Source organism: Pantoea sp. Cr_R13 (genome assembly GCF_029222565.1).
GTDB classification, from domain to species: Bacteria; Pseudomonadota; Gammaproteobacteria; order Enterobacterales; family Enterobacteriaceae; genus Pantoea; species Pantoea eucalypti.
In genome coordinates, this window is record NZ_JARHXL010000003.1 from 177,605 (window position 1) to 201,887 (window position 24,283).

The window sequence follows — 24,283 nt, forward strand, 5'->3', positions numbered from 1 at the left end:
GAGCCAGAGATGCATCAGAAATGAGTAAACAGCCAGTAGAGCAGGGCGGAAAGCAGAATAGAAACCGGCAGTGTTAATATCCAGGCGACAGCCAGATTACGCAGGGTTGAAAACTGCAGACCTGAGCGGTTGGCCGCCATGGTGCCTGCCACGCCAGACGACAGCACATGTGTAGTCGACACCGGCAGGCCAAAGCCATCCGCTGCGCCTATCGTCAGCATCGCCACCAGTTCGGCGCTGGCACCCTGCGCATAGCTGAGGTGCGTTTTCCCAATTCGTTCTCCCACTGTCACCACAATTCTGCGCCAGCCCACCATCGTGCCCAGACCCAGCGCAATCGCCACCACCACTTTCACCCACATCGGGATAAAGCGGGTGGCGCTGTCGAGTTCCGCTTTCACCGCCTTAAGGTTGCGTTCCGTCTCCTGCGGCATTGCAACTTTCGTGTTTTGCAGATGCTTAATCGACTCTGAGGCCAGATACATCTGGTTGCGGGTGTTGGTCACCGCCTGAGCAGGAATATTGTCCATGGAGCCGTAACGGCGGATCTGATCGCCTACCTCGTTCAGCGTCCTCGCCAGCGCTGGCAACACATCGGCATTCATCTGGTTACTGCCGACAAAGCCAGTCAGCACGTCGCGGGCCGCTGGCGGGTTCGCCGTCGCCGGTTGCAGCTGCAACAGCTGATGCGCGGTCACTTCGGTCAGCGCGGCCACGCGTGGGATCTGATCGGCAGGCAGCGATCGGTTGAGGGCATAGGCGATCGGCATGGTGCCAACCAGGATCAGCATAATCAGCCCCATCCCTTTCTGCCCATCGTTGGAGCCGTGCGCAAATGAGACGCCAGTACAGGTCAGGATTAGCAGGCCACGAATCCAGACCGGTGGCGGTTGATCGCTTTTCGGCGCCTGATAAAGCTGCCGATTGCGGATAAAGATCTTCATCACCCAGAGCAACAGCCCGGCGCAGACAAAGCCGACCACCGGTGACAGTAGCAGAGCGTAGCCCACCTTCAGCGCCTGATCCCAGTCTACGCCGCTCACACCGCTGCGCCCGTGCAGCATGGCGTTGGCAACCCCGACGCCAATAATCGAACCGATCAGGGTATGTGACGACGACGACGGCAGGCCGAAATACCAGGTTCCGAGATTCCAGATAATGGCGGAGAAAAGCAACGCATAGACCATGGCGAAGCCGTTGCCGCTGCTGGCCTGCAGGATCAGCTCGACCGGCAGCAGCGAGATAATGCCAAATGCGACCACGCCGCTGGAGAGCAGCACGCCCATAAAGTTACAGAAACCGGACCAGACCACCGCGACGCCGGGCGTGAGCGAGTGAGTGTAAATCACTGTGGCAACTGCATTGGCGGTATCGTGGAAACCATTGACGAACTCAAAGCCGAGCGCAATCAGCAACGCCAGTCCCAGCAGAAAGAACGGCAGATAGCTGGTGACCGGCATATTGGTCTGTTCGACGTCATTGACCAGGTTGAGTCCGGCGAAGGCCAGTCCGGCGACCAGCAGAATAAAAAATAGCGGCTTGCTGAAGCGACTGCCCTTGCCGTTGAAATCGGGCCGTCCCTGGGCTGATGAGGAGGAGAGACTGTTTTCGCTCATGGTGTACCTCATATGGCTGATGCCGGATGCTGATATGCATCGGGTTAACGGAGTGTGATACGCGCTTTATATGACAGATTAATGATGGTCACGTGGGGAAGGAGAGGAGAAATATTCGTTAATTTGCCTTTATGCAGGCAATAAAAAAGCCAGCGACAGGCGCTGGCTTCAGAAGGCAGAGTGACAGTTACGAGCTGGTATTTGCCGCTGCTGCTGGCGCTGCAGGTGTTACCGGCGCAGCAGGTGCAGCTGGCTCAGTGGCTGGCTGCTGTGGTTGCGTGGCATCACTGCTTGCACCCTGTGGCGTTACCGGCGTCATTGGCTCTTCCTGAGGAGCAGCCTGTGAGTTTTCGGGTACCGGAACAGGCGCAGTCTGGACATTGTTTTCCACACCATTCACTTTTACTGGCATACCGGTACGGCTCTGAATCGCGGCATTAACCTGATCCTGATTCACGCTGGCATCAACCACAATTTTGCTCACGGCCTGAGTCAGGGTAATCGGCACCAGCTCACGTGAGTTGAACTGCTCTTCAGTGGTCGACAGTGGGTTATGTACTTCCACATAACGTGAACCGTCCGGCTCTACAGTCGCTTTCACGGGCTGATCAACGAACTGTACGCGTGTGCCAACCGGCACATTCTGATACAGCCATTTGATATCGTCAGCACGCAGACGCACACAGCCATGGCTCACGCGCAGGCCGATACCGAAGTTGGCGTTGGTGCCGTGAATCGCATAGAGACGACCAATGTAAAGCGCGTAAAGGCCCATTGGGTTATCCGGGCCTGCCGGGAACACCGCTGGCAGCGTTTCGCCGCGAGCCGCGTAGTCCGCATGCATACCTTTGGTTGGCGTCCAGGTCGGGCCATCTTTCTTACGTTCTACCGCGGTAGTCCAGCTGATCGGCGTATCTTTACCCAGTTCACCGATACCAATTGGCAGAACCACGACGGTTTTGCTGCCCTTCGGGTAGTAGTAAAGACGCATCTCCGCGCTGTTAATCACAATGCCTTCACGCGGTGCGTCAGGCAGGATCAGCTGCTGTGGGATGATCATTTTGCTGCCAGCCTTTGGCAGATAAACGTCAACGCCCGGATTGGCTTCCAGCATATTGCTGAGGCCCATCTGGTACTGTGCCGCAAAAGCTTCCAGCGGCAGTTTGCTGTCTTCAGGAACAGTAATTTCGATATTTTCCCCGATCAGACGGCTGTTGGCCGGCGGCAACGGGTAAACCACAGCAAAGGCTGACTGGCTGAACGCCGCCAGAGCCAGTGCGATTGAAGCGAAAGCGCGAATGATTTTCATATTTTACAATTCTTTATCGCCATATTTCAGGCTGTTCAGTGTGTCGAATTCATGCTGGCCAATGTGACCTGCTGCGCATTATATGTTCATTAAACTGACGTTGTGAATCGGGATTTTAACCTCCCTGCAATACTTTACGTAATTTCAGCGCGGATGTTAGCGCATTTCCGTAAATCAGGAGGGTAAAAATGGGGCTTTCCGGGGTTACCACCGATTAAGGTTGCCACTGCGTCTGTTCGCCACTGAGTTTGCGGTTCAGGAAAAAGGCGGCACTGATCAACGCCAGATGTGTCAGCGCCTGCGGTGTATTCCCCAGCGCATGGCCGTGACTGTCAAACTCCTCGGCATAAAGGCCCAGCGGATTGGCGTAGCTCAGCAACTTCTCGAATTCAAAATGCGCCTCCTGAATCCGCCCTGCGCGTGCCAGACATTCGACATACCAGAAAGAGCAGGCGCCAAACGAGCCTTCCGATCCTTTAAGACCGTCGGCAGGCGTCTCATGCGTATTGTAACGCCGCACCATACCATCACTGACAAGGTTGGCTTTGATCGCATCCAGTGTGGCAATCCAGTCCGGATCGGTGGCACCGACAAAGCGTACCAGCGGCATCAGCAGCATGGAGGCGTCAAGGTATTCGCCATGCCGGGTCGAAGAGAAGTGACCGCGTTCGCTGTTCCAGAAGTTCGCCCAGATATCTTCGCGGATCTCACGGCGTGCCCGATCCCAGCGCTCGTAAGGCATCGGCAGGGATCGCTTCATGCCGAGACGCAGCGCACGATCCATCGCTACCCAGCACATCAGACGTGAATGCAGGAAATGCTCCGGTTCGCCGCGCATCTCCCAGATACCGGCATCGGGCTGATCCCAGTTCTCGCTCAGCCAGTCGATCATTTTGACAACATGTTGCCAGCCGCGCTGAGAGATCGCCTCGCCATATTTGTTGGCCAGATAGACCGCATCCATCAGTTCGCCATAGATATCGAGCTGCGTCTGCTGCCAGGCATCATTGCCGATGCGCACCGGTCGGGAGTCGGCATAGCCGGAGAGATTCAGTAATTCCATCTCATGCAACTCAGTGCCGCTGTCGAGACGGTACATCACCTGCAGGCGCATCTCATCATGATGGCTGTTTTCAACGCAGCGACCCACCCAGTGAGTAAAGTGTTTAGCTTCATCGACATAACCCAGCCGCATCAGCGCATACATGCTGAAGGACGCGTCGCGGATCCAGGAGGCGCGATAGTCCCAGTTGCGTTCGCCACCCAGTTCTTCAGGCAGACCAAACGTTGCCGCCGCCGCAATGGAGCCTTGCTGATGCGAGGTCAGGAGCTTCAGGACCAGCGCCGAACGCTGCACCATTTCACGCCAGCGTCCCTGATAGGTGCTGTGGCTGCTCCAGTGTCGCCAGTAGTTCAGGGTCTCTTCAAAGCAGTGTTCAGTGGCCAGCGCTTCGATATGCGCATCATCCACGCTGCCAAATTCGAACTGCACATATTCGCCGGACTGTAACGTGAAGTGGGCTGTCGCACTCGCATCCTCCAGCGTCATTACCACCGAGGCAGCGAGGCGCAGCGACGGCTGGCCCTCAGCATGAAAGTCAATACAGCCGTTATGCGCTTCTGCATGGGTCCGCGCCCGGGCATAGTCGTGGCGGGGGGAACAGCGCATCTGAAAGGTGGCACTGCCGCGGACCATTTTGAGCCGACGGATCAGGCGCGGCATCTTATCCTTGTCATCACAAATCGGCATGTAGTCGGTGATTTCTGCCACGCCTTCATCATCCAGCCAGCGGGTCTGCAGGATGTTGGTGTCGGGCAGGTAGAGTTGCTGACGTCGTGCACTGGGCCAGTCAGGAGCCAGAGAGAAAAGTCCGGCGTCATCGCTATCGAGCAGGGCGGCAAAGACCGACGGGCTGTCGAGTTCAGGCCAGCAGAGATAATCAATGGTGCCATCATTGGCGATTAGCGCACAGGTGCGCAAATCGCCAATGACACCGTGGTCCTCAATCTTACGTTTTACCTTACTCATTCTCATCTCCCTGTCAGTGTCCCTGCTAACTATAGCTGAGCTATTCGATGCGGCTTCGGTTGGGCACAGATGGTTAACGTAAGGTTGAGTAAGGCAGGTAAAGGGAAAAGGGTGGAAAAGGGCAGGTGAAACCGACGACGTGGTCAGCAGGGTGGCCGGGCGCTGATACGTGTCTGGCGACCCTGCTGACGTTCACTGCCAGTGACGCCTGCTGGCAACGGCGTTGTTTATTTCATTTATTCCTGATCGGCCCGACGGTTATGCCAGCGGCGGATGAACCAGCGCAGCACAAAGGCAAAGATTACTGCGCCCACCAGCCACAGCAGATGTTTCAGATGCTGATCGAGTTTGTGCAGCCACGGCGCGATGATGCCGCCCGCGAAATAGCCGAGGGTCACGAAAATCACGGCCCAGATGGCCGCTCCGATAACGTTAAGAATGAAAAACTTCATTGGATTAAGGCGGCTGGCACCGATAATGATCGGGCCAATCAGTCGGAAGCCATACATAAAGCGCACGCCAATCACAAACAGGCTGGGACGGCGTTTAATCAGTCGGTTCGCCTTGACCACTTTATCCTGATGCTTTTTAAAGCGGCGCAGGATGCGCGTGCCCCAGCGGCGGCCTACCCAGTAGAGCAGCTGATCGCCGACAATGCCGCCACCCATCGCGGCCAGCACCACTCCGACGTAATGCAGCAGTCCCTCATGCGCGGCAACGCCGCCCAGCAAGGTAAATGTTTCCCCTTCGGCAATACAGCCAATAAAAAGTGCCAGATAGCCGTACTGTGTAATTAATGCGTTGATATCCAGATGCAAAATGACTCTCCCTGTGCATGGGGTGATAGTTTCTTTCAGTCTATACGCGATTTGGCCTCCCTTCCGCCCGTGCACGATGGAAGGGTTTATTTACGCTGTTTTTTTGTCCGGTCACCACGAAAGTTTTACTGCCGTTTATACTTGAGAAGACGCTGCCCCCAAAGACGCATGCATCACCGGGCGGCCCATCGCATCAGAGGAGTGACTGTATGAACCATGTCTGGGGACTTCTGGCGCATCCGAACCAGGAAATGCGTCATATCAAGCAAGAGAATGAAAGCGTATCGCACCATTACACCCATCATGTTCTGCTGATGGCGGCGATCCCGGTGATCTGCGCCTTTATCGGAACAACTCAGCTGGGCTGGAATCTGGGCGATGGACAATATGTGCAACTTAACCTGGCGACCGGGATCGGGCTGGGCATTCTGTTCTATCTGATTATTCTGGGTGGCGTGGCGGTAATGGGACGCGTGATTCACTGGATGGCGCGGGATTACCCTCAGCGTCCCGGCGTTCAGCGCTGTACGGTCTTTGCCGGTTACGTCGCTACGCCGCTGTTCCTGAGCGGACTTGTCGCACTGTATCCGCTGGTTTGGCTCTGTGTGCTGGCAGGTGCACTGGCGCTGCTCTACACCGGCTATCTGCTCTATATCGGCATCCCACTGTTTCTGAATATCGACCGCGAAGAGAGCCTGCGCTTTTCCGGCTCAACGCTGGCCATCGGCGTGCTGGTATTTGAAGTGTTACTGGCATTAACTGTCGTGCTGTGGGGATATGGACCGCATCTTTTCTGATAGACCGCTGCCGCCGCTCTGGCGGCAGTTCTCTTTTTACGCCCGGAAACAATCTCACCAGGAAATTTCTTAACCTTACGCGTATGATACCGCTGCCAGCCCGCGCTGCGACTTTACTGAAGCGGGCGGCCTGTGTCGGTCTGACACAGTACATCTTCATAACCGGGTTTTTTCTACGATGCCTGCAAAAATTCGTTTTACCCTGCTTTCGCTGGCGCTGCTCGTTTCAGGGCAGATTGTTTCACTTCCGGCACAGGCGACTACCACACTGTCGCAACTTGCGCCTATCGCTCAGCCGCAGATCGCCTCTGGCAGTGCGATGATTGTCGACCTCACGACCAATAAAGTGCTGTTTTCCAGCCATCCGGATCGGGTCAGGCCTATCGCGTCGATTACCAAGCTGATGACGGCGATGGTGGTGCTGGATGCGCATCAGCCGATGAACGAGATGATTCCTGTCGATATCAGCCAGACGCCGGAAATGCGCGGTGTCTTCTCACGCGTGAAGCTCAACAGTCAGATCAGCCGCCGTAATATGATGCTGCTGGCACTGATGTCCTCGGAAAACCGTGCTGCTGCCAGTCTCGCGCACGCCTATCCAGGCGGTTATAAAGCCTTTATCCGGGCAATGAACGCCAAAGCGCGATCGCTGGGCATGAAACAGACCCGCTATGTCGAGCCGACCGGTTTGTCGACGCAAAACGTCTCAAGTGCACAGGACCTGGTTAAGTTGCTCAAAGCCACACGGGAATATCCGGAGCTGGGTGCGCTTAGCACCACGAAAGAAGAGACGGCGGTTTTTGCTCATCCAAGCTATGCGCTGCCGTTCCGCAACACCAACCATCTGGTCTATAAAAATGACTGGCATATTCAGCTGACCAAAACCGGTTACACGGATGAGGCAGGCCACTGCCTGGTGATGCGTACCATGATTAATAATCGTCCGGTGGCGCTGGTGGTACTGGATGCCTTTGGCAAATATACCCACTTTGCCGACGCTAACCGTCTGCGCAGCTGGATCGAGACCGGTAAAGCGGCGCCGGTCCCTGCGGCCGCACTGGCTTATAAAAAACAGAAGTCGGGCCAGGTCGCCAGCAATGGTGCCAGCAGTGCCGGCGTCGAGTAAAAATAGCCGACGTGTTGTATTGCGCGACGGGCATTGCCTGCAGGCTGAGCAGGATGCCAGAATAGAATATGGTCAGAGGCTTCAGGCCCTTTTTTGCCTCTGACCGCCCGGAATCAGCCCCAAAAAATGCCCGTTATTCCTATATTGCCCTCCCTTGCAAAGCCCTACACTACGCGCGACTGGCGAGGGAAGATCGCCTGATTTAAGCTGCCGGAATCTTACTCATATGTTTATACGATCCTTTTTTGCATTGTTAATGCTGGCGCTGGTGGGGTTTGCCCCGGCGCTGGCGCTGGCCGTGGATGATACGGCCACGCCTGCTCAGGAACAGGATGCGCCGCCGAAGCTGAATGCTGCGGTGGAACTGCCGAAAATGCAGAAGATCCTCGATAAAATTAAAAGTCAGGTCTCCGTCGATGCCGGCGAGAACAAGCTGACACAGCTGAATGAAATGGCGCTGGAACTGTCGGGTAACGCCGATACACTTGGCCAGGCATTGGTTCCCGATCGCCAGCAGGTGGAAGCGCAGTTGCAGGTGCTTGGGCCGGCCCCTAAAGCCGACAGCGGTGTGAAAGAAACACCGGAAGTGACGCGCAAGCGAAACACGCTGGGGAGTCAGAAAAGCAAACTCGACGACCAGATTAAACAGGCCGAAGGCATTAAAAATGGCGCGCTGATGCTCTCTTCGCAGATTGTTAACCTGCGTCGTGATCAGCTGAAAAGCCAGCTGGCGCTTAACTCCGGCAGTATCCTCGGTGCGCGCTTCTGGTCACCGCTGCTCAGCGCTCAGGATCTGGATGGCGAGAAAATTGGGGAGTTCCTGCAGGAGTTGCAGGACACCGCCGCGCTCTCATGGGAGCCGGGCTGGCGCGTGGGTAGTGTATTCTGGCTGCTGGCGGCAATGCTGGTGATGACGGTGGGGCGTCGCTACTGCGAAGAGTTTCTGGCCTGGATCAGCATTAATAAATTGCCGGAAGGGAAGCTGCGTCGTAGTTTCCTGGCGGCAGCGGTAGCGCTGACTACGCTGGCGGCTGTTGTCCTCACCTTTAACTTTCTCTCTCTGGCCTTTACACGCCGTGATGAGGTCTCTGAAAACGTTCAGGACTTTGTTGATCGTCTGGTACAGTTAAGCGTCTTTTGTGGCCTGATTGCCGGACTGGGGCGCGCATTCCTCTCTACTCGCAGACCCAGCTGGCGCTTACCGGCTATCTCCAATGAAGTGGCGATGGCATTAAAGCCGTTTCCACCCATCACTGCTGTGCTGGTGTTTATCTTCCAGACGGTTGAGGCGTTTAACTACAGCGTCGGCACCAGTCTGAATACCACCATTTTTGCCAACGGCCTGACGGCACTGTTGATTGGCAGTACTGCACTGGCGATCAGCATGCGCACCAACCGCGTACGCCGTCGCCTGACCCAGGCGGGCACACCGCCGGAAGCACGCTCAACGCTGGTCGGGCTGATTCAGATGGGCCTGACGCTGACCGCGGTTGCCATCCTCGTGTCGCTGCTGATTGGTTACGTTACGCTGGCGCGCTTCCTGAGTTATGAAGTGATCTGGTGCGGTCTGCTGTTTGGTTCGTTCTACTTCCTGAGTCACCTGCTCAAGGATGGTTGTGAGAGTCTCTTTTCGACCAGTAATGCCACCGGTCGACGCATTCAGAGTTCACTTAACATCAATGAGCGTCATTTGCAGCAAACGGCTACGCTGCTGACGGCCATCGGTAAAACCTTCCTGGTGCTGGTGGTGGCGCTGGCGCTGGTCAACGGCACTTTTGCCTCTTCAACGCCGATTGAGCTGCTGCAAAAAGTCATTGAGTTCTGGGGCGGTAAAGGCCTCGAATCCCTGAATATCGTGCCAGCGCATATGGTGAATGCGATAATTTGCCTGATTGTCGGCATCTATGTGCTGCGCTCGGTGCGTCGCTGGCTTGATACCGATTTCCTGCCAAAAACCACCATGGATGTGGGGATGCGGGTGTCGCTGGTGACGCTGTTCAGCAACATCGGTTATGTGCTGATCATTCTGCTGACCCTGTCGATAATGGGGCTGCAGTGGAACAAGCTGGCCTGGATCGTCAGTGCGTTGTCGGTTGGTATCGGTTTTGGCTTACAGGAGATCGTGAAGAACTTTATCTCCGGTCTGATTCTGTTGACCGAGCGGCCAGTGAAAGTCGGCGATCTGGTGAGCATCAGCGGCATCGAAGGGGATATTCGCCGGATTAATGTGCGTGCCACGGAAATTCAGCTGGGCGACAAATCCACCGTGATTGTGCCGAACTCGCAGTTTATCTCGCAGAACGTGCGCAACGCGACAATGGGCAATGCGCAGGGTGTGGTCACCATTACGCTGACCTTCCCGCTAAATATCGACCCGGTAAAGGTGCGTGATATTCTGCTGGAAGTTTATAACGAAAACGAACGTATTCTGGAAACACCTGAGCCATCGGTTTCGTTTAAAGATCTGACCCAGCAAGGGATTGTTCTGAGCGTCACCGGTAATGTGGCCGGTCAGCGGCAGATAGCAGGAGCGAAGAGCGATCTGCTGTTCGATATTCTGACGCGTCTGCGTAAAGAGGGCATTCTGCTCTCCACTCCGCAGACCATGATTATTGAGCGCCGTCAGCAGATAGCAGATGTGGAGCCGGTACCCGAAGAGAAGCTGGTTTAAAAGAACCCGTTTCAGAGGTGAAAGGGCCGACGTCTGTCGGCCTTTTGTATGTCCAAAACACGGGCTTGTCAGCCTGTTCTCTCACTCCCGCTGACTACAACGTTTCCTCACGGCTGGTGCGCTGGCCATCGCTGCTCACTGAACGAATGGCGACAGTACCGTTGACCTGCGGCGGTCTGTTGGCGTCGTACCGCTGCCAGTTCTCACCCTTGTCCAGGCTGTATTCCAGCGTAATGCCAGGCAATGCCACGTTCATCAACAGAATACCATCAGCAATTTTTGCTCCCGGTACGGGCAGGCGATAATCAATACCCGCCTTATCCAGTTTCGCCAGTTCCCGTTGTCCCAGCAGGTTGGCAAATCGCTGCCAGTCGTTCAGAAGCGCTTTTTGATCAACAAGTTGCGTTTTTCCACCGGTATACTCCTCACCCGGCTGATAGTCCCGCTCCCAGCTGGCGCGGTGCCAGCTGCGTTCTGCTACTGAAAGGAGGCGAGGATAGTTCATGTACTCCATTTGATCGTCGGTGCGCACGGTCTCGCTCCACAGCTGAGCCGAAATACCATAAGCCCCTTTCCAGGGTTTCGCGGATTTGGCGCTGAAAACGTTACCGTCGCGATCTACCGAAGTTTCAGCATTCTGCGGCAGGTTGTCCGGTGCGAAGCCAAAGATTTTTCGCTCATCGTTGAAGCGGGTGCCCCAGTAATAGCCGCGCTCCAGTGGGTTAACTTCATACGGGAAGTCCAGATAGAGATAGTCAGGGCTGGAGATGACTACGTCGTACCCTTTCTGTGACCAGTCACCGGCGCTGTCAAAACCGCCCCAGTAGAGGGTATCCCAGAAGTTGACTGCGACACGCGGCGTCGCGAACTCTCCGGCATGTTTGACATCTTTCAGGCCATCCTGCCAGGCCTGCATTTTGCCAATACCGTGCCGGTTCACGATTTCGTTCACGGTCAGGGCAAAATAGCTTGGCAGATGCGCCAGATCTTCCACTTTGCCGCTTTTCACCAGTGCCTGACAGGCCTGTGATTTTGCCCATGGCAAATCTTCGCGGCTCAGGTCTTGCAGACCGGTACCGGGTTTTGGACTGTTTTTGTCAGAGTAGCCTGCGCCCAGCCGGATATTCTTCGCTTCATCACCGCCAAAATGCCAGACGCTGAGTGGTTGTCCAGCCTCCTGGTGCATCGCCTTGATTTCACCAATCACTTTATCCACGAAGCGTTGTGAACTTTCAATGCAGGGATTGAGATAGCTGGTACGGTCGTAAAGCTGCACTGAGGTGGTGTTGGAGTTATCGGTCGGGTCGATCAGGCGCCAGGCGTTGGCCTCGTCAGGTTTTCCCTCCTTCATCAGCCGCTGATAGCGCGCCTCCATTGAGATGACCGCCGCCCGGGCATGGGCGGGCATGTCAATTTCCGGGATGACCTGAATGTGGCGCGCCTGCGCATATTTAACAATCTCTATATAGTCAGCGCGACTGAAATAGCCGCTGCCATTGTTATCACTGAAGGGGCCGGAACCCAGTTGCGGCAGCAGACACTTTTGTTCGGAAAGATCATGACAGCGTTTCGCACCCACCTCCGTGAGTTCCGGCAAGCCTGGAATTTCAATCCGCCAGCCTTCATCATCACTGAGGTGGAAATGGAAACGGTTCATCTTCCACGATGCCATCTGATCAAGCTGTCGCATCACCGCCTGTTTACTGTGGAAGTTACGGGCAACGTCAAGGAAGGCACCGCGATAAGCAAAGCGCGGCGCATCATGGGCTTCCAGCGTGGCAATCCGTGGGGCGCCCTCTGAGGGGACCAGTGACAGTATCGACATCAGACCGTAGAACGCACCGGCAGCGTCGTAGCCGACTATGCTCGCACGGCGGGAAGTGATGTCGAGGTCGTATGCGCCTGATATCGCTTTTTTGCCGCTAAAGTGACCCGGTTTGACCTGCGTGGTAATAGCGAATCCATCAGGCGATTCTTTGAGGCCAAGCAGTGCCATACGCTGTCTCACTGCCTCAGCGGTTTCGCGGCTCAGTCCAGTCAGTGACAAGGTGACGCCACGGCTGAGATCGGCATCCTGCGAACGAAGTTTAACGTCCAGCGGCGTGGGTGTGATTTGCCCCCGCAATGCTGAGGCTGGCAGGGTGGCGACATCGCTGTTTTTCTCAAACCGGCTGACAGGCTGCATCAGGACGTTATTGTCATCGGCACTGCGTCGCCAGTGGTTATCCAGCGGCAATACAAACTGGCTGGGATCTTCGTAGTCGGTGCTGGCAATAATTTTTGGCGTCGCCTCACCGGAAGTGACATACCAGCGCGGCATCACATCAGTAACGAACAGTTGCCAGTATTCGTTAACGATGGGGATCTGCACTGATTCGCCCGCGCCAATACCCGTGAATTTCTCTGTTGGCTCCAGTCGGGTTAAGTCTCCGACCAGATGCGTCAATGTAAATTGCTCATTATCGACCCGCAGCGTCTGGCGGATGTTGCTCATGTAGATGGCCCAGTTTTTGTCGGTCAGTGCGGGGCCGTTATTGGTCAGCGTGATAATGGCGCGGTTACAGGAGGCAAAGTCGGCGCCTAACGCGGCGCAATCTGTACCGTGCAGTCCCGCCTGGTTGTCTGTTACCTGATAGGTCACGCCAAACTGGCTGATTTGATCAACCACCTTCTGCTCTGACGAGCTGGCGTGGCCTGTGGCGGTAACGCTCAGCAGAGTGAGCGCGATAAGGCTTAACTTGAACATGTTGATTCATCCTTAATGGTGAAAATAGTTCCGAAAGTCCGCAGGGCGTCAGAACAGCGTAAACGGCGCGATAACAATAAATTTGATGTCCTTCTCGTCCTGGAAAATGTTGTTGTATCCATTGCTGAAGCTGGGCAGGTCGCTGTGATTTTTGTAGCGGGTATAGTGAAGATGGAATTGGGTGTCTTTGGCCCGGCCCTGCTGGATTTGATAGATCAGATCAAGGTTCCAGGCCGACTCTCTCAGTCGCTGACTCTGGTCAACGGTGGGGAGCGTGGCGGGTTTTGCATCCCAGCCCCAGACGTAAGATGCGCCGGCTTTCCAGCCCGTCAGCTGCCACGGCGATAAATCGAGCATCGCGCCCGCAAAGATCGCTTTTTCACCATTGGCGTTCCAGTCAGAACGCGAATCCCACCAGATATCCATTCGTCCGTTGGAGGTGGCGTAGCCCGGCGTCATGCGCTGCAGGAAAAAGCCCTGATTCCCTTCAGCTTTAACCCAACTGCCTTCAAGTCGGAGATCCACCGGGCCGACGGTATAACCGACGGTGATCGCCTGTAACCAGGCCAGGCCATCATAGACGTCACGCGGGTTTGCGGCGCCCCCCGAGACTTTGTCGCGTGCGCCATAAAACTGATAGCTGGTGCGCAGTTCGTTGCCGCCTGGGCTGGCAGACCAGGATGCTTTGGCAAAATATTGATCCATATAATTTGCGGCCTGACCAAATGCACCTTCAAGCACCAGATTATTTTTGAAGTCATATTTCATGCCAAATGAATGCAGGTAGCTGACAGGGGTTTTATTATCAGCCTGCCGAAAATCATATAAATCACGATACCAGGGTGCTTTATATTTATCGGTCCACATCCAGGAGAGTGATAATGCGCCTGCTTGCTGGAAATCATAAAGTGCACCCGTTTCAAATCCGCGATAGGTGCCGGGCAGGAAACTCCAGTGAGGCGCAATTAGTGTCTGTCCGGTTGGCTGGATATAACCCGCGCGTAACCAGTAGTCGTTATGTTTTAATTTCAGTGCGGCTTTATAAACCGATGCGCCGCTGCTGTCGCCATTCCATTTTTCATTCCAGCGGGAATGCGATTTACTGAAGCCAATTTCATTGGGTGCGGCGGGACCGCTATTGGAAAGTTCAACGGCGCCAAACACGGCGAGGTCCATGCCAATCCAGTCCCCGGCATAGCCGGACTGATAGTCGAGGTTACTGTTGAGTGAAGTATGGTGTAAATTAGCCTGGTACTCTCCCTGATGCTGACTGGCGGGATCGCTCTCTTTTCGGTCTCGCTGTCGCTGCCAGTAAAAAACATTTCCTGTCAGCGTTGAGTCGTCAACAAATCCGGCAGCATAGGCTGGCGTTGATGACATTGCCGTTACGCCTGCTGACAGCGCTATTATTTCCATCAATACTAATGTGTAGTTTTTTTTAGACATGGAAGATCCTACCCTGAGGTAAATTAATTTTTGTGGTTTTTTATTTTTGTGTCGTGAATATATTTTTCGCGACGCGAATTATCAATTGGCAGGGTGGTTTTTTGTGAGGCGTTGCGCATAACCCAGAGACATAAAATAATGTGGGTTCAATATGGGAGGATGGATTAATTTTTTATTAAAATATTATTAGCAGACAAGGTAAGGGCAATCGATAATCAGGCAAAGCAGTCAGGCTGAATTAATTGATGACTATTTCATTAACTGAATAACCAAATAGTCTGCAGGTTTTATGGGGTCTGCTGGTTCGGCTGTTTTGAACGTCAGCCTGCAGAGAAGGGCAGGCTGACAGATAACAGCGAGTTAAACCTGTTTCACCGCCCAGCCTTTTTGCTTGCTGGTTTTGCCAATGCCAGGATTAAAGCTGTTCGTCGGATCGAGCTGGCGATAAAACGCTGCCAGCTGGGGTTTTGCCTGATAGAGATGCCCGACATTATGCTCAGCGGGATATTCCGCGCCGCGCGCGTGAAGGATTTCCAGCATCTGCGCTTTCAGCGCGTGTACATCAACCCCTTTTCTGACGATGTAATCCTGATGGAAGACATGACAGAAGAAGTGACCATAGTAGAGACGATGGCTTAGCGAGGCGCGGATCTCATCGGGCAGCGTTTCGAACCAGTCCGCATCATTTCGACGCAGAGCGATATCCAGCGCCAGAATATCCTCGACCTCATCCGCATGTACCGCGTGATAGCGCACCGCCGCACCTGCCGCCGCAAAGCGATGCAGAAAAGCGTGCGCACCTTCTTTACCTTCACACTCAAAGAACTCGCCGCCGCCTTCGCGGAAGTAGTCGCGCAGGTAGTTACGTGCTTCCGCCACACCGTCGCCCGACATCTTCAGCATCAGATGGTGTTCATATTTGTCACGATACTGCTTCATCCGTTTGGGCAGATGCGCCGGGAACAATTTACTCAGACGCTGTAACAGGCGATCGCTGAAGTGCGGTTTAACGAAGGAGAGCTTGCTCAGCCAGGCATCAACCCGCCCCTTCAGCGTGAAAAACAGCGGCATCTTGTCGGTGCCCAGTTTGTCGATCATCAGGAAGGTATCTTTGCCGTAAACTTCCGCAATGTCATAGATGTCGCGGTGCATATATTCGCCTGCCACCGGCAGATGGGTAAAATGCGCCAGCATGTGACGGCGGATATCGTTGAGTACGCCCGGTTCATTGGTGCCAATGTAAAACACCTGTTGCTGCGGTTCGCTGGGGAAGGTATCGAGTCGCACCGCGAAAACTGCCAGTTTCCCGGCACAGCCGGACGCTTCAAACAGGCGACGCGCATCGGCGTTGTAGCGGGCTGGCGTATCCGCATCGACTTCACGCACCCGTTCGGCATAGTCATGATCGGAAGCGTGACGGCCATCGTGCTGCACATCCTTAGGCTGCCAGCGATCGTCATCCAGCCGCCCCAGAATCTCTTCCGGCGACGTTCCCAGATCGATGCCGAGATGGTTCACCAGCTTCAGTCTTCCCTGCGCATCAATCTGGGCAAACAGCGCCATTTCGCTGTAGGCCGGGCCGCGCTTGATCAGCGAACCACCGGAGTTATTACAGATGCCACCCAGCACCGAGGCACCAATACAGGAGGAGCCAATCACCGAGTGAGGCTCGCGTCCCAGCGGCTTTAGTGCTTTTTCCAGCTGATAAAGTGTGCTGCCAGGGAACGCCAGGACCTGCTGACCTTCGTCAATCAGCTGAAGTTTATCGAGTCGCAGGGTGCTGATAATCACCAGCGGGCGATCGTAGTCGTCGCCATGCGGCGTTGAACCTTCAGTCAGGCCGGTATTTGCCGCCTGCATCAGGATAATAACGTCCGCATTCACCAGCGTTTGCAGTACCCGCCAGAGTTCCAGCAGCGTACCGGGAAACGCCACGGCCAGCGCGTCACCTTCGCCGGAGCGAAAGCCTTTGCGATAACGGGCGGTCTGTTCAGGTTCTGTCAGCAAATGGGCAGGGCCGACCAGGCGGCGCAGGTCAGAAAGCAGGGCAGAGGTTGGTATCATGAGCAATTCCCTTGTCTTATCAGTGCGTCCTAACTGTAGCACGTCAACTCATCTCAATGCAGTGTGAGCCTGGCCGCTACCTGCTATTCTCATCTTGTGGCACACTGCCGCCTGTTAATTCGATATTGCGCAGTTACTTAAGAGAACCCAACCTGATGAAATGGATTTACTCTGTTAGTCTCGCTGTCTCCCTCGCGATGCAACCCGCATTGGCTGAGACAAAGCCAGGTAACCACCCGATGACCGAACAGGCGCGGGATGCCTTCGTCAACCAGCTGCTCAAAAAAATGACGCTGGACGAGAAAATTGGCCAGCTGCGTTTAATCAGCGTCGGTCCTGATAATCCAAAAGAAGTCATCCGCGACATGATTCAAAAGAGTCAGGTTGGCGCGATCTTTAATACCGTGACCCGTCAGGATATCCGCGCGATGCAGGATCAGGCGATGCAGCTCAGCCGCCTGAAGATTCCGCTGTTTTTCGCCTACGACGTTATTCACGGCCAGCGCACCATTTTCCCGATTCCTTTAGCGCTGGCGTCGAGCTGGGATCTTGATGCGGTGAAAGAGGTGGGGCGTGTCTCCGCTTATGAAGCCGCCGATGATGGCCTGAACATGACCTGGGCACCGATGGTCGATGTCAGCCGTGAACCGCGCTGGGGCCGTGGCTCAGAAGGATTCGGTGAGGATACCTACCTTACCAGCGAAATGGGTCGCAGCATGGTGCAGTCGATGCAGGGCAAAAGCGCTGCCGATCGCTACAGCGTCATGACCAGCGTGAAACACTTTGCGCTTTATGGCGCAGTCGAAGGTGGACGTGACTACAACACCGTGGACATGAGCCCGCAACGTATGTTCCAGGACTACCTGCCGCCTTATAAAGCTTCACTGGATGCTGGCAGCGGCGGCGTGATGGTGGCGCTGAACTCGATAAATGGCGTGCCCGCCACGGCGGACAGCTGGCTGCTGAAAGATCTGCTGCGCGATAAGTGGAAATTCAAAGGTATCACTATCAGCGATCACGGTGCGATTAAAGAGCTGATTAAACACGGCGTCGCCAGCGATCCGCAGGAAGCGGTGCGCATCGCCCTGAAGTCGGGCGTCGATATGAGCATGAGCGACGAGTATTACAGCAAGTATCTGCCTGCTCTGGTGAAAAGCGGCGACGTCACCATGGCTGAAATTGATGATGCGGCGCGCCATGTGCTCAACGTTAAATATGACATGGGCCTGTTTAACGATCCCTACAGCCATTTAGGTCCGAAAGAGAGTGACCCGCAGGATACCAATGCGGAAAGCCGTCTGCACCGCGCGGAAGCGCGCGACGTCGCGCGTAAAAGCATCGTGTTGCTGAAAAACCGTCTGGAAACGCTGCCGCTGAAAAAATCGGGCACCATTGCCCTGATTGGTCCGCTGGCAGACAGTCAGCGCGACATTATGGGCAGCTGGTCCGCGGCGGGCGTGGCGAAGCAATCCGTTTCGCTGCTGCAGGGCATGCGCAATGCTACCGAAGGCAAAGCGACACTGCTTTATGAGAAGGGGGCTAACGTTACCGACAATAAAGGCATTCAGGACTTCCTGAATCTCTATGAACAGGCGGTTTCCGTTGATACGCGCTCACCTCAGAAGATGATTGATGATGCAGTCGCCAAAGCGAAACAGGCCGATGTGGTGGTGGCTGCCGTGGGCGAAGCGCAGGGTATGGCGCACGAAGCCTCCAGCCGCAGCGACCTGGTGATCCCGCCGAGCCAGCAGAAACTGTTAGCGGCACTGAAAGCCACCGGTAAACCGCTGGTGATTGTGCTGATGAACGGCCGCCCGCTGTCGATAGTGAACGAAGATCGCATGGCTGATGCCGTGCTGGAAACCTGGTTCAGCGGCACCGAAGGTGGCAACGCCATCGCCGATGTGCTGTTCGGTGACTATAACCCATCGGGCAAACTGCCGGTCTCCTTCCCGCGTTCAGTGGGTCAGATTCCGATCTACTACAACCATCTGCCAACTGGCCGGCCTTACAACTTTGCGAAGCCGAACAAGTACACCTCGCACTACTACGATGCGGTTAACGGCCCGCTCTATCCGTTTGGTTACGGCCTGAGCTATACCACGTTCACTGTGTCGCCGGTAAAAATGTCTTCACCGACCATGCCGCGTAATGGCAGCATTGAGGCCAGCGTAACGGTAACTAACAGCGGTAAGCGCGATGGTGCGACGGTGGTGCAGATGTATCTGAACGATCCGGTCGCCTCTATCAGCCGTCCGGTGCAGGAGCTGCGTGGTTTCAAACGCATCATGTTGAAAGCAGGCGAGTCGCAAACCGTGACCTTTAAGATCGACGTCGATGCGCTGAAATTCTGGAACCAGCAGATGCAGCATGTTGCCGAGCCAGGCAAATTCAACGTGATGATTGGACTCGATTCCGTGCGTACTCAGGATGCACAGTTCAACTACCAATAACCGTCAGCCTTTCCCCTGAATGCAGGAGAAGGTGATGCGGCGCGTCGTGAGCGTCCTGCTACCGCGCGCCGCATCATATCCACTATCAGAGCCGCTATGATTAATCTGCGTGACCGCATTCAGCAGCAGGTCTTCCGCCTTAATGGCCTGTCGATGAATGAATTTGACCTCTCTCAACCGCCTGGCGATCCCGGCCTGTTTGGCCCGGACAGCGTGATCTGGCGCGTCCACGGTGATTTCACTTCCATGATGTGCGGCGGGATCAGCGCGCTGCTGTTGCAGATGCTGCATCCAGCGGCGCTGGCGGGCGTCTGGGATCACTCCAATTTCCGTGAAGATATGATGGGCCGCCTGCGGCGCACCAGTCAGTTTATCGCTGTGACCACCTACGGGAATTCGCAGGATGCCCGGACGCTGATTGAACGAGTAAAACGCATTCATCTGAAAGTCAGCGGCGTCGACAGCGAAGGCAAACCTTATGCCGCCAGCGATCCACATCTGCTGACCTGGGTGCATGTGGCGGAGACCAGCCGTTTTCTGGCGGCACATCTGCGCTATAAAAATCCGCAGCTCAGCCGCGCCGAACAGGATCAGTACTATCAGGAAGCGGCGCAGATTGCCGAGGCGCTGGGCGCGGAGAAGGTGCCGAAAAGCGTCGTTGATGTGGCGGATTACCTGCAACAGATGCGTGCAGAGCTGCGCTTTGATGAGCGTACCGCCGAAGTGACGCGATTGCTGATGAACGCCCCTGCACCGAGCTGGCAGGCGAAACCAGTAATGAAGATCATGCTGAAATCAGGCTTCGGGCTAATGCCAGCCTGGGCGCAGGCGATGTCCGGTAGAGAAATCGGCCGCTTTGAGCAGGCAATCATTGACCAGAAGATTAATGCCATCGCGGTTGGGTTGAGATGGTCAATTCAGCGCGGGGCGTGGTATCGGGCGATGGTAAGGATGGGTAGGTTGGGGTGAATGAGCTATGAATGCCCGCTTTGTGCCAGAAGCGGACATGATTCCTTTTGACTGCAACTGCTTATTGCAACTCATTGTCAGCGAATGAATAACTTCCATGAGACTTAAGCCGGATTCAACCTGAACGGTGGTTAGTCGAAAACGCCATTAATTACGGCGGTTACAACAGCCGTACTCAGAGCAATAAGCACTAAATCATCGCCTACGGCCCGCCACTCATATCCGGGATAATAGGGCAGATCATTAATCATTGACGCAGGTAAGCTTTTTTTAGCGATACCTGGAGGTAAGGGTTTACCACGTGCAACCTTTTTAGCGATACCGGGGGGCAGAGACTCATACCCTGTCAGGCCATAATTGACGGCAAGAGAACGTGCACGAGAGAAATTTATATCAGACCCGACACGGTCCGGTTGTCCATAATTCTTACGATTTCCATGTTCGTCTCCAGACTTAACATTATGATGTCTTTTTCCACCGTGCGCGCCATTGTTACCGTGATTGCCATTGCCATTGCCATTGCCATTGCCAGGATTTGCATAAGCTGGAGCAGCTAAAACGGCGAAACAGATAACAAGTGCAAATGCTGCTTTAAGAGTGCGATGCTTGAGCATGATATTTCCTCAATATTTTTTATTACTCTAATGAAATATAAGATCACGCCGTAAACCTGACAATGTCAGTATGGCTTGAATTTATGCCAGCCAATGGGTTAAAGCTAAAATTAACTTTCTTGCTTGTGAGACTGCCGTGTCTTAGCGTTGAAAAAGAGCTCGCTTTTCGCTCATAGCGGACCTCGCTATGCTGACATGTCTGCCTATGCTGACCTATCTGCGCTATGCCTGATGAGTCACTTAAAGAGAGCCGTATAAGGTCAACTACCACGTTGTTTCTCTAATCGAATATAAGCCCCATCTAATGTTGTCATATTACCCCAGCCAAGGTGCAGGTAGAATTTAGCCGCATGACTGTTTCTATCGGTTTCCAGCCAGGCAACTTCGTGATGTTTGAACAACGCCTGTTCCGCAATCTCTGTAAGTCTGCGACCAATGCCTCTGCCTTCATAGTCAGGAAGGACAAAGAGACCAAAAAGAGAGCCTTTCTCCCTTAAAATCATCGAAAAACCCACTGCTTTATCATCATCTGTCGCAACCCATGCGCAACGACTCTCTTTGATCATATTGCTCACAGTACTTTCGGTTATGCCCATCTCCTGCATCTCTTCACGGCTCAGGTGATTTTCAGCAACAGACGTTCTGATAGTAAAAATACATTCAACATCAGACAGTTGAGCTGGTCTTATCTTGATATCCATTAGTCTTATTCCACATATAAAATAGATAAATTTTGAGAGTGATATCATCCTGTCCTTTACAGAAGCATAGAACCTTGAGCGAACTCACTACCGCACATCATGTCCGCTTATCGCTCATAGCGGATATTAGCCTGAAGTCAGTGCATCCGTTTTACTCCAGAATGGGTTACAGGTAACCTCATAAAAAAAGTCACCATTGCCATGTGCAAAGAGAAGATGGCACATTTGACTTGTTGACAGTGGTGAATAATAGGGCTGAATCAGAGCAATAAAATCATCTGTATCGAGGGCTTATCGATGGGTTGTGAATACTGCCAGGATTTATGTGTTAAATACGTTATACGTCAACCGGAACACTTACGTAAGGCAATTCGTATTGCAAAGCACGCACTTAGCGAAGGCGTTCTAACCGAAATCAAAGCAACTAATGACTGGAACCAATACAGTTTTGATGAGTGTGCTGAAAAGATGATATGGGGCGATATAGTTGATTATCATTTTGAATGTAATTATTGCGGTATTCAGTTCGTATTAGGCGCTGAAACATATCATGGAAGTGGTGGCTATTGGGCACCCGAGAATGAAAAACCACTTAAAATCATTGACTAAACTTCGCGTGTCCTGGCCTGAGAACGCTACCGAAAGCGGCCTGGTGCCAGAAACGAAAGTTGTTCGTCAGGATTTAAATGAAAAAAAGCGCAACATGGCTATGTTAAATTTGACTCTTCGGAAAATGTTAAGAGAGAAAAATAATGGAATGGTTTAGCCAGGGTGGGTTCGACATTCGTCTTGAATGGGGTCAGGCGGCTGTAGATTATTTAGCTGAAAAAGCAGACTGCGCCGTAATAGTCGATGTTATGTCCTTTTCCACCTGTGTGAGCCTGGCTGTTGAAAAGGGAGCCCGTATTTACCCTTATCCATGGAAAGATGAATCTGCAAATGAATATGGTATAAAAATAGGCGCGAAGGTAGCCAGCCTGAAGAGAAAATTCAGCGGTGAAGGTTACAGTCTGTCGCCCGTTTCTATACAAAAAATAAGCAATGGCGAAAGGCTTGTCCTGCCATCCCCTAACGGATCGACCCTCTCTTTCAAGGCGCGGGATACCGGGATTGCGGTTTTCAGTGGCTGCTTCAGGAACATGTCTGCCACTGCGAAAGCATGTGGCATCTTTAAACGTGTTCTGATTATTCCCTGCGGAGAGCGATGGCCTGATGGCACTCTCCGTCCCTGTGTCGAAGATTACGTAGCAGCCGGCGGCATTATCAATGCGATGGGGCGTGGAAATTGCTCACCTGAGGCGCAGGCGGCAGTTGCAGCCTGGCACTTTTATCAGCAGCAAAATCTGCATCCTCTTTATGATTGTTCCTCAGCCTGTGAACTTCAACAGCGCGGATTTAGTAAGGATGTCAGACTCTGTCTTGAAACGGATACCTCTGATCTGGCATGCCGGTTAAATGGCGACTTTTATGCATCACATGCTTAGGTCTTTCATTTCAGCACCGCTGAGCCAGTTTTGCCTGAATAATGTCTGGAAAGCCAATATCCCCTTTACGTTCATCGTGGTTTTTCAGACACCCGCAACGCCTACACAGTAAAAAGTCTTAACCACACTAAAGCCTTTACCAACCCTCTCAGCCCCACACTTTGAGACTATTACCCTTGTCTCAGATCGCCACAGCCAGGATCCTGCTCTACTCTCGGGGAAAATGGATTCCTCCAGGCTTTGTCGAGGCACTATGACGTACAAATCCCTGATTGCTGAAGTCCACAATCAGCAGCGCACCCTGACCGCGATTGTCGAACAGGATGAGCGCACCGCCTATTTTTACATCTGGCCTACCGACCTGTTCCGCAGTCAGTATGCGGTGCGCGGCTGCTGGCTGCGAAACCTGCTGCCCGCACCGGCGCAGGAAGACCGCGAGGCGATGGAGCAGGGCATAGCGCCGCTGCTCAGCGCAGAGTATTGCCGTAATCTGGAAGCGGAACCCGCGCTGGACCCGGCCGGTCTGCAGATCCTGTGGGAGCCTTCTGATGATGGTGCAGCACTGTGGTATTACGGCCAGCTGCTGGCTGTCATCCCTGGCTGGAGCCTCTATCAGGAGAAACAGGTGAGTTTCTCCGCAGGCTGCATCAAAAAGAACCGTCTGACGGCCCCACTGGGGTCAGCATCAACCAATGACTACTATGCCCGTGCAGAGCATCAGCGTCAGTTCTGGCGAGAATGGCACGACGGCAGCGAGTGGGATAAGGTCCAGCAGGATCTCATGGCCTGCTATCAGGCACGCTTCGGCGAGTCGGTGAAATATTACGCGATTGATCAGGGTAGCTGGCCGCCAATGGCAATCTCGCAGCACTGGCATCAGGGTGTCTGGTATTTCCTGACGCTTGGCATGAGTATCCGGCCCATGCCGCAGGTCGATTATCTTTTTGATGAGCTGGCACCGCAGTATCGACGTATCGAACTGGGTATGGCGGTTGACGGTGAAATCATGACGGAAGGCAATGCGGTGCAGATGGCCAGTGCACTGGCGGAATTTGTACATCTGCCCTGGGCGCGTCTCACCTGGCTGGGCGAGGGCCATACGCTGGCGTCAGAAGTGGCACCGGTCGGCTTTGAAAGCTTCCTGCTGGCGAATGAACTGGCAACCGAAAAAGGGCAGTTCACGCTGCCTAAGCGCGATGGCGATCGTCCGACACTGCTCTGGACAACGCCGATTACTGAAGCGGAGCGGCAGTTCGCGCAGGCCGATGAACACGGCGGCCAGAAGTTACGGGAGTTGTTAACAGCAGACGGTAACAATCACGTTTTCCGTCCACGCCAGCAGGTGGTCGATTCGCCAGAGTAGCTCAGCAATGACGCGCCTGTAGACACTTTCCCCGGCGACTTCCGGGGAGGTGATAGTTCCGGAGTGAAATTAAATTT

17 protein-coding genes are annotated in these 24,283 nt (G+C 54.1%); 8 read left to right on the forward strand and 9 right to left on the reverse strand.

Features of this window, described 5'->3' with window-relative positions; all coding sequences use genetic code 11:
* Window positions 1-14: 14 nt before the first annotated feature.
* The 4 genes from P2R09_RS01980 to P2R09_RS01995 form a co-directional block, all read right to left on the reverse strand.
* The gene (locus P2R09_RS01980) at window positions 15-1,616 is read right to left on the reverse strand and encodes an inorganic phosphate transporter (RefSeq protein ID WP_275766631.1); all 1,602 of its coding nucleotides are present in this window, start codon (window positions 1,614-1,616) and stop codon (window positions 15-17) included.
* A 187-nt stretch (window positions 1,617-1,803) separates the two neighbouring features.
* On the reverse strand, window positions 1,804-2,925 hold the full coding sequence (locus P2R09_RS01985; RefSeq protein ID WP_039659227.1) for a L,D-transpeptidase family protein: 1,122 nt from the start codon (window positions 2,923-2,925) through the stop codon (window positions 1,804-1,806).
* A gap of 214 nt (window positions 2,926-3,139) precedes the next feature.
* Window positions 3,140-4,954 (reverse strand): glycoside hydrolase family 15 protein, encoded by a 1,815-nt coding sequence (locus P2R09_RS01990; protein ID WP_275766635.1) that lies wholly within the window; start codon window positions 4,952-4,954, stop codon window positions 3,140-3,142.
* A 236-nt stretch (window positions 4,955-5,190) separates the two neighbouring features.
* Window positions 5,191-5,772, reverse strand: coding sequence for a DedA family protein (locus tag P2R09_RS01995; RefSeq protein WP_003851812.1), 582 nt, complete (start codon window positions 5,770-5,772; stop codon window positions 5,191-5,193).
* Between the two features lie 209 nt (window positions 5,773-5,981).
* On the opposite strand from P2R09_RS01995, the gene P2R09_RS02000 reads away from it, so the two are divergent.
* The 3 genes from P2R09_RS02000 (at window position 5,982) to P2R09_RS02010 (ending at window position 10,366) form a co-directional block, all read left to right on the forward strand.
* Window positions 5,982-6,569: a Yip1 family protein gene (locus P2R09_RS02000; protein ID WP_008925064.1), complete on the forward strand. Its 588-nt coding sequence runs from the start codon at window positions 5,982-5,984 to the stop codon at window positions 6,567-6,569.
* A 178-nt stretch (window positions 6,570-6,747) separates the two neighbouring features.
* A complete protein-coding gene (gene pbpG / locus P2R09_RS02005) occupies window positions 6,748-7,695 on the forward strand; it encodes a D-alanyl-D-alanine endopeptidase (protein WP_275766640.1) in 948 nt (315 codons plus the stop codon).
* A gap of 226 nt (window positions 7,696-7,921) precedes the next feature.
* A complete protein-coding gene (locus P2R09_RS02010) occupies window positions 7,922-10,366 on the forward strand; it encodes a DUF3772 domain-containing protein (RefSeq protein WP_275766642.1) in 2,445 nt (814 codons plus the stop codon).
* Window positions 10,367-10,460: 94 nt separating this feature from the next.
* Here the strand turns inward: P2R09_RS02010 and P2R09_RS02015 are convergent, their stop codons facing one another.
* From P2R09_RS02015 to dld, 3 genes are all read right to left on the reverse strand, one after another.
* Entirely contained in the window at window positions 10,461-13,112 is a 2,652-nt protein-coding gene (locus tag P2R09_RS02015; protein WP_275766645.1) for a beta-N-acetylhexosaminidase, read from the reverse strand.
* A 48-nt stretch (window positions 13,113-13,160) separates the two neighbouring features.
* Entirely contained in the window at window positions 13,161-14,528 is a 1,368-nt protein-coding gene (locus P2R09_RS02020; RefSeq protein ID WP_275767259.1) for an OprD family outer membrane porin, read from the reverse strand.
* Between the two features lie 390 nt (window positions 14,529-14,918).
* Window positions 14,919-16,622, reverse strand: a complete 1,704-nt coding sequence (gene dld, locus P2R09_RS02025) for a D-lactate dehydrogenase (RefSeq protein ID WP_275766648.1) — start codon at window positions 16,620-16,622, stop codon at window positions 14,919-14,921.
* Between the two features lie 155 nt (window positions 16,623-16,777).
* Here dld and bglX point away from each other — a divergent pair, with 155 nt between their 5' ends.
* Window positions 16,778-19,075 (forward strand): beta-glucosidase BglX, encoded by a 2,298-nt coding sequence (gene bglX, locus P2R09_RS02030; RefSeq protein WP_275766650.1) that lies wholly within the window; start codon window positions 16,778-16,780, stop codon window positions 19,073-19,075.
* Between the two features lie 96 nt (window positions 19,076-19,171).
* The gene (locus P2R09_RS02035; RefSeq protein ID WP_275766652.1) at window positions 19,172-20,044 is read left to right on the forward strand and encodes an oxygenase MpaB family protein; all 873 of its coding nucleotides are present in this window, start codon (window positions 19,172-19,174) and stop codon (window positions 20,042-20,044) included.
* Window positions 20,045-20,175: 131 nt separating this feature from the next.
* Here the strand turns inward: P2R09_RS02035 and P2R09_RS02040 are convergent, their stop codons facing one another.
* Both P2R09_RS02040 and P2R09_RS02045 read right to left on the reverse strand, forming a co-directional pair.
* Window positions 20,176-20,658, reverse strand: a complete 483-nt coding sequence (locus P2R09_RS02040; protein ID WP_275766655.1) for an anti-virulence regulator CigR family protein — start codon at window positions 20,656-20,658, stop codon at window positions 20,176-20,178.
* Window positions 20,659-20,918: 260 nt separating this feature from the next.
* On the reverse strand, window positions 20,919-21,359 hold the full coding sequence (locus P2R09_RS02045; protein ID WP_275766658.1) for a GNAT family N-acetyltransferase: 441 nt from the start codon (window positions 21,357-21,359) through the stop codon (window positions 20,919-20,921).
* Window positions 21,360-21,656: 297 nt separating this feature from the next.
* On the opposite strand from P2R09_RS02045, the gene P2R09_RS02050 reads away from it, so the two are divergent.
* The 3 genes from P2R09_RS02050 (at window position 21,657) to P2R09_RS02060 (ending at window position 24,206) form a co-directional block, all read left to right on the forward strand.
* On the forward strand, window positions 21,657-21,968 hold the full coding sequence (locus tag P2R09_RS02050) for a hypothetical protein (protein WP_275766661.1): 312 nt from the start codon (window positions 21,657-21,659) through the stop codon (window positions 21,966-21,968).
* 143 nt (window positions 21,969-22,111) lie between these two features.
* Window positions 22,112-22,843 carry a 2-phosphosulfolactate phosphatase gene (locus tag P2R09_RS02055; RefSeq protein WP_275766664.1) on the forward strand — a complete coding sequence of 244 codons (732 nt, stop codon included), beginning with the start codon at window positions 22,112-22,114 and terminating at the stop codon, window positions 22,841-22,843.
* 253 nt (window positions 22,844-23,096) lie between these two features.
* On the forward strand, window positions 23,097-24,206 hold the full coding sequence (locus P2R09_RS02060) for a suppressor of fused domain protein (protein ID WP_275766667.1): 1,110 nt from the start codon (window positions 23,097-23,099) through the stop codon (window positions 24,204-24,206).
* Window positions 24,207-24,283: the final 77 nt, after the last annotated feature.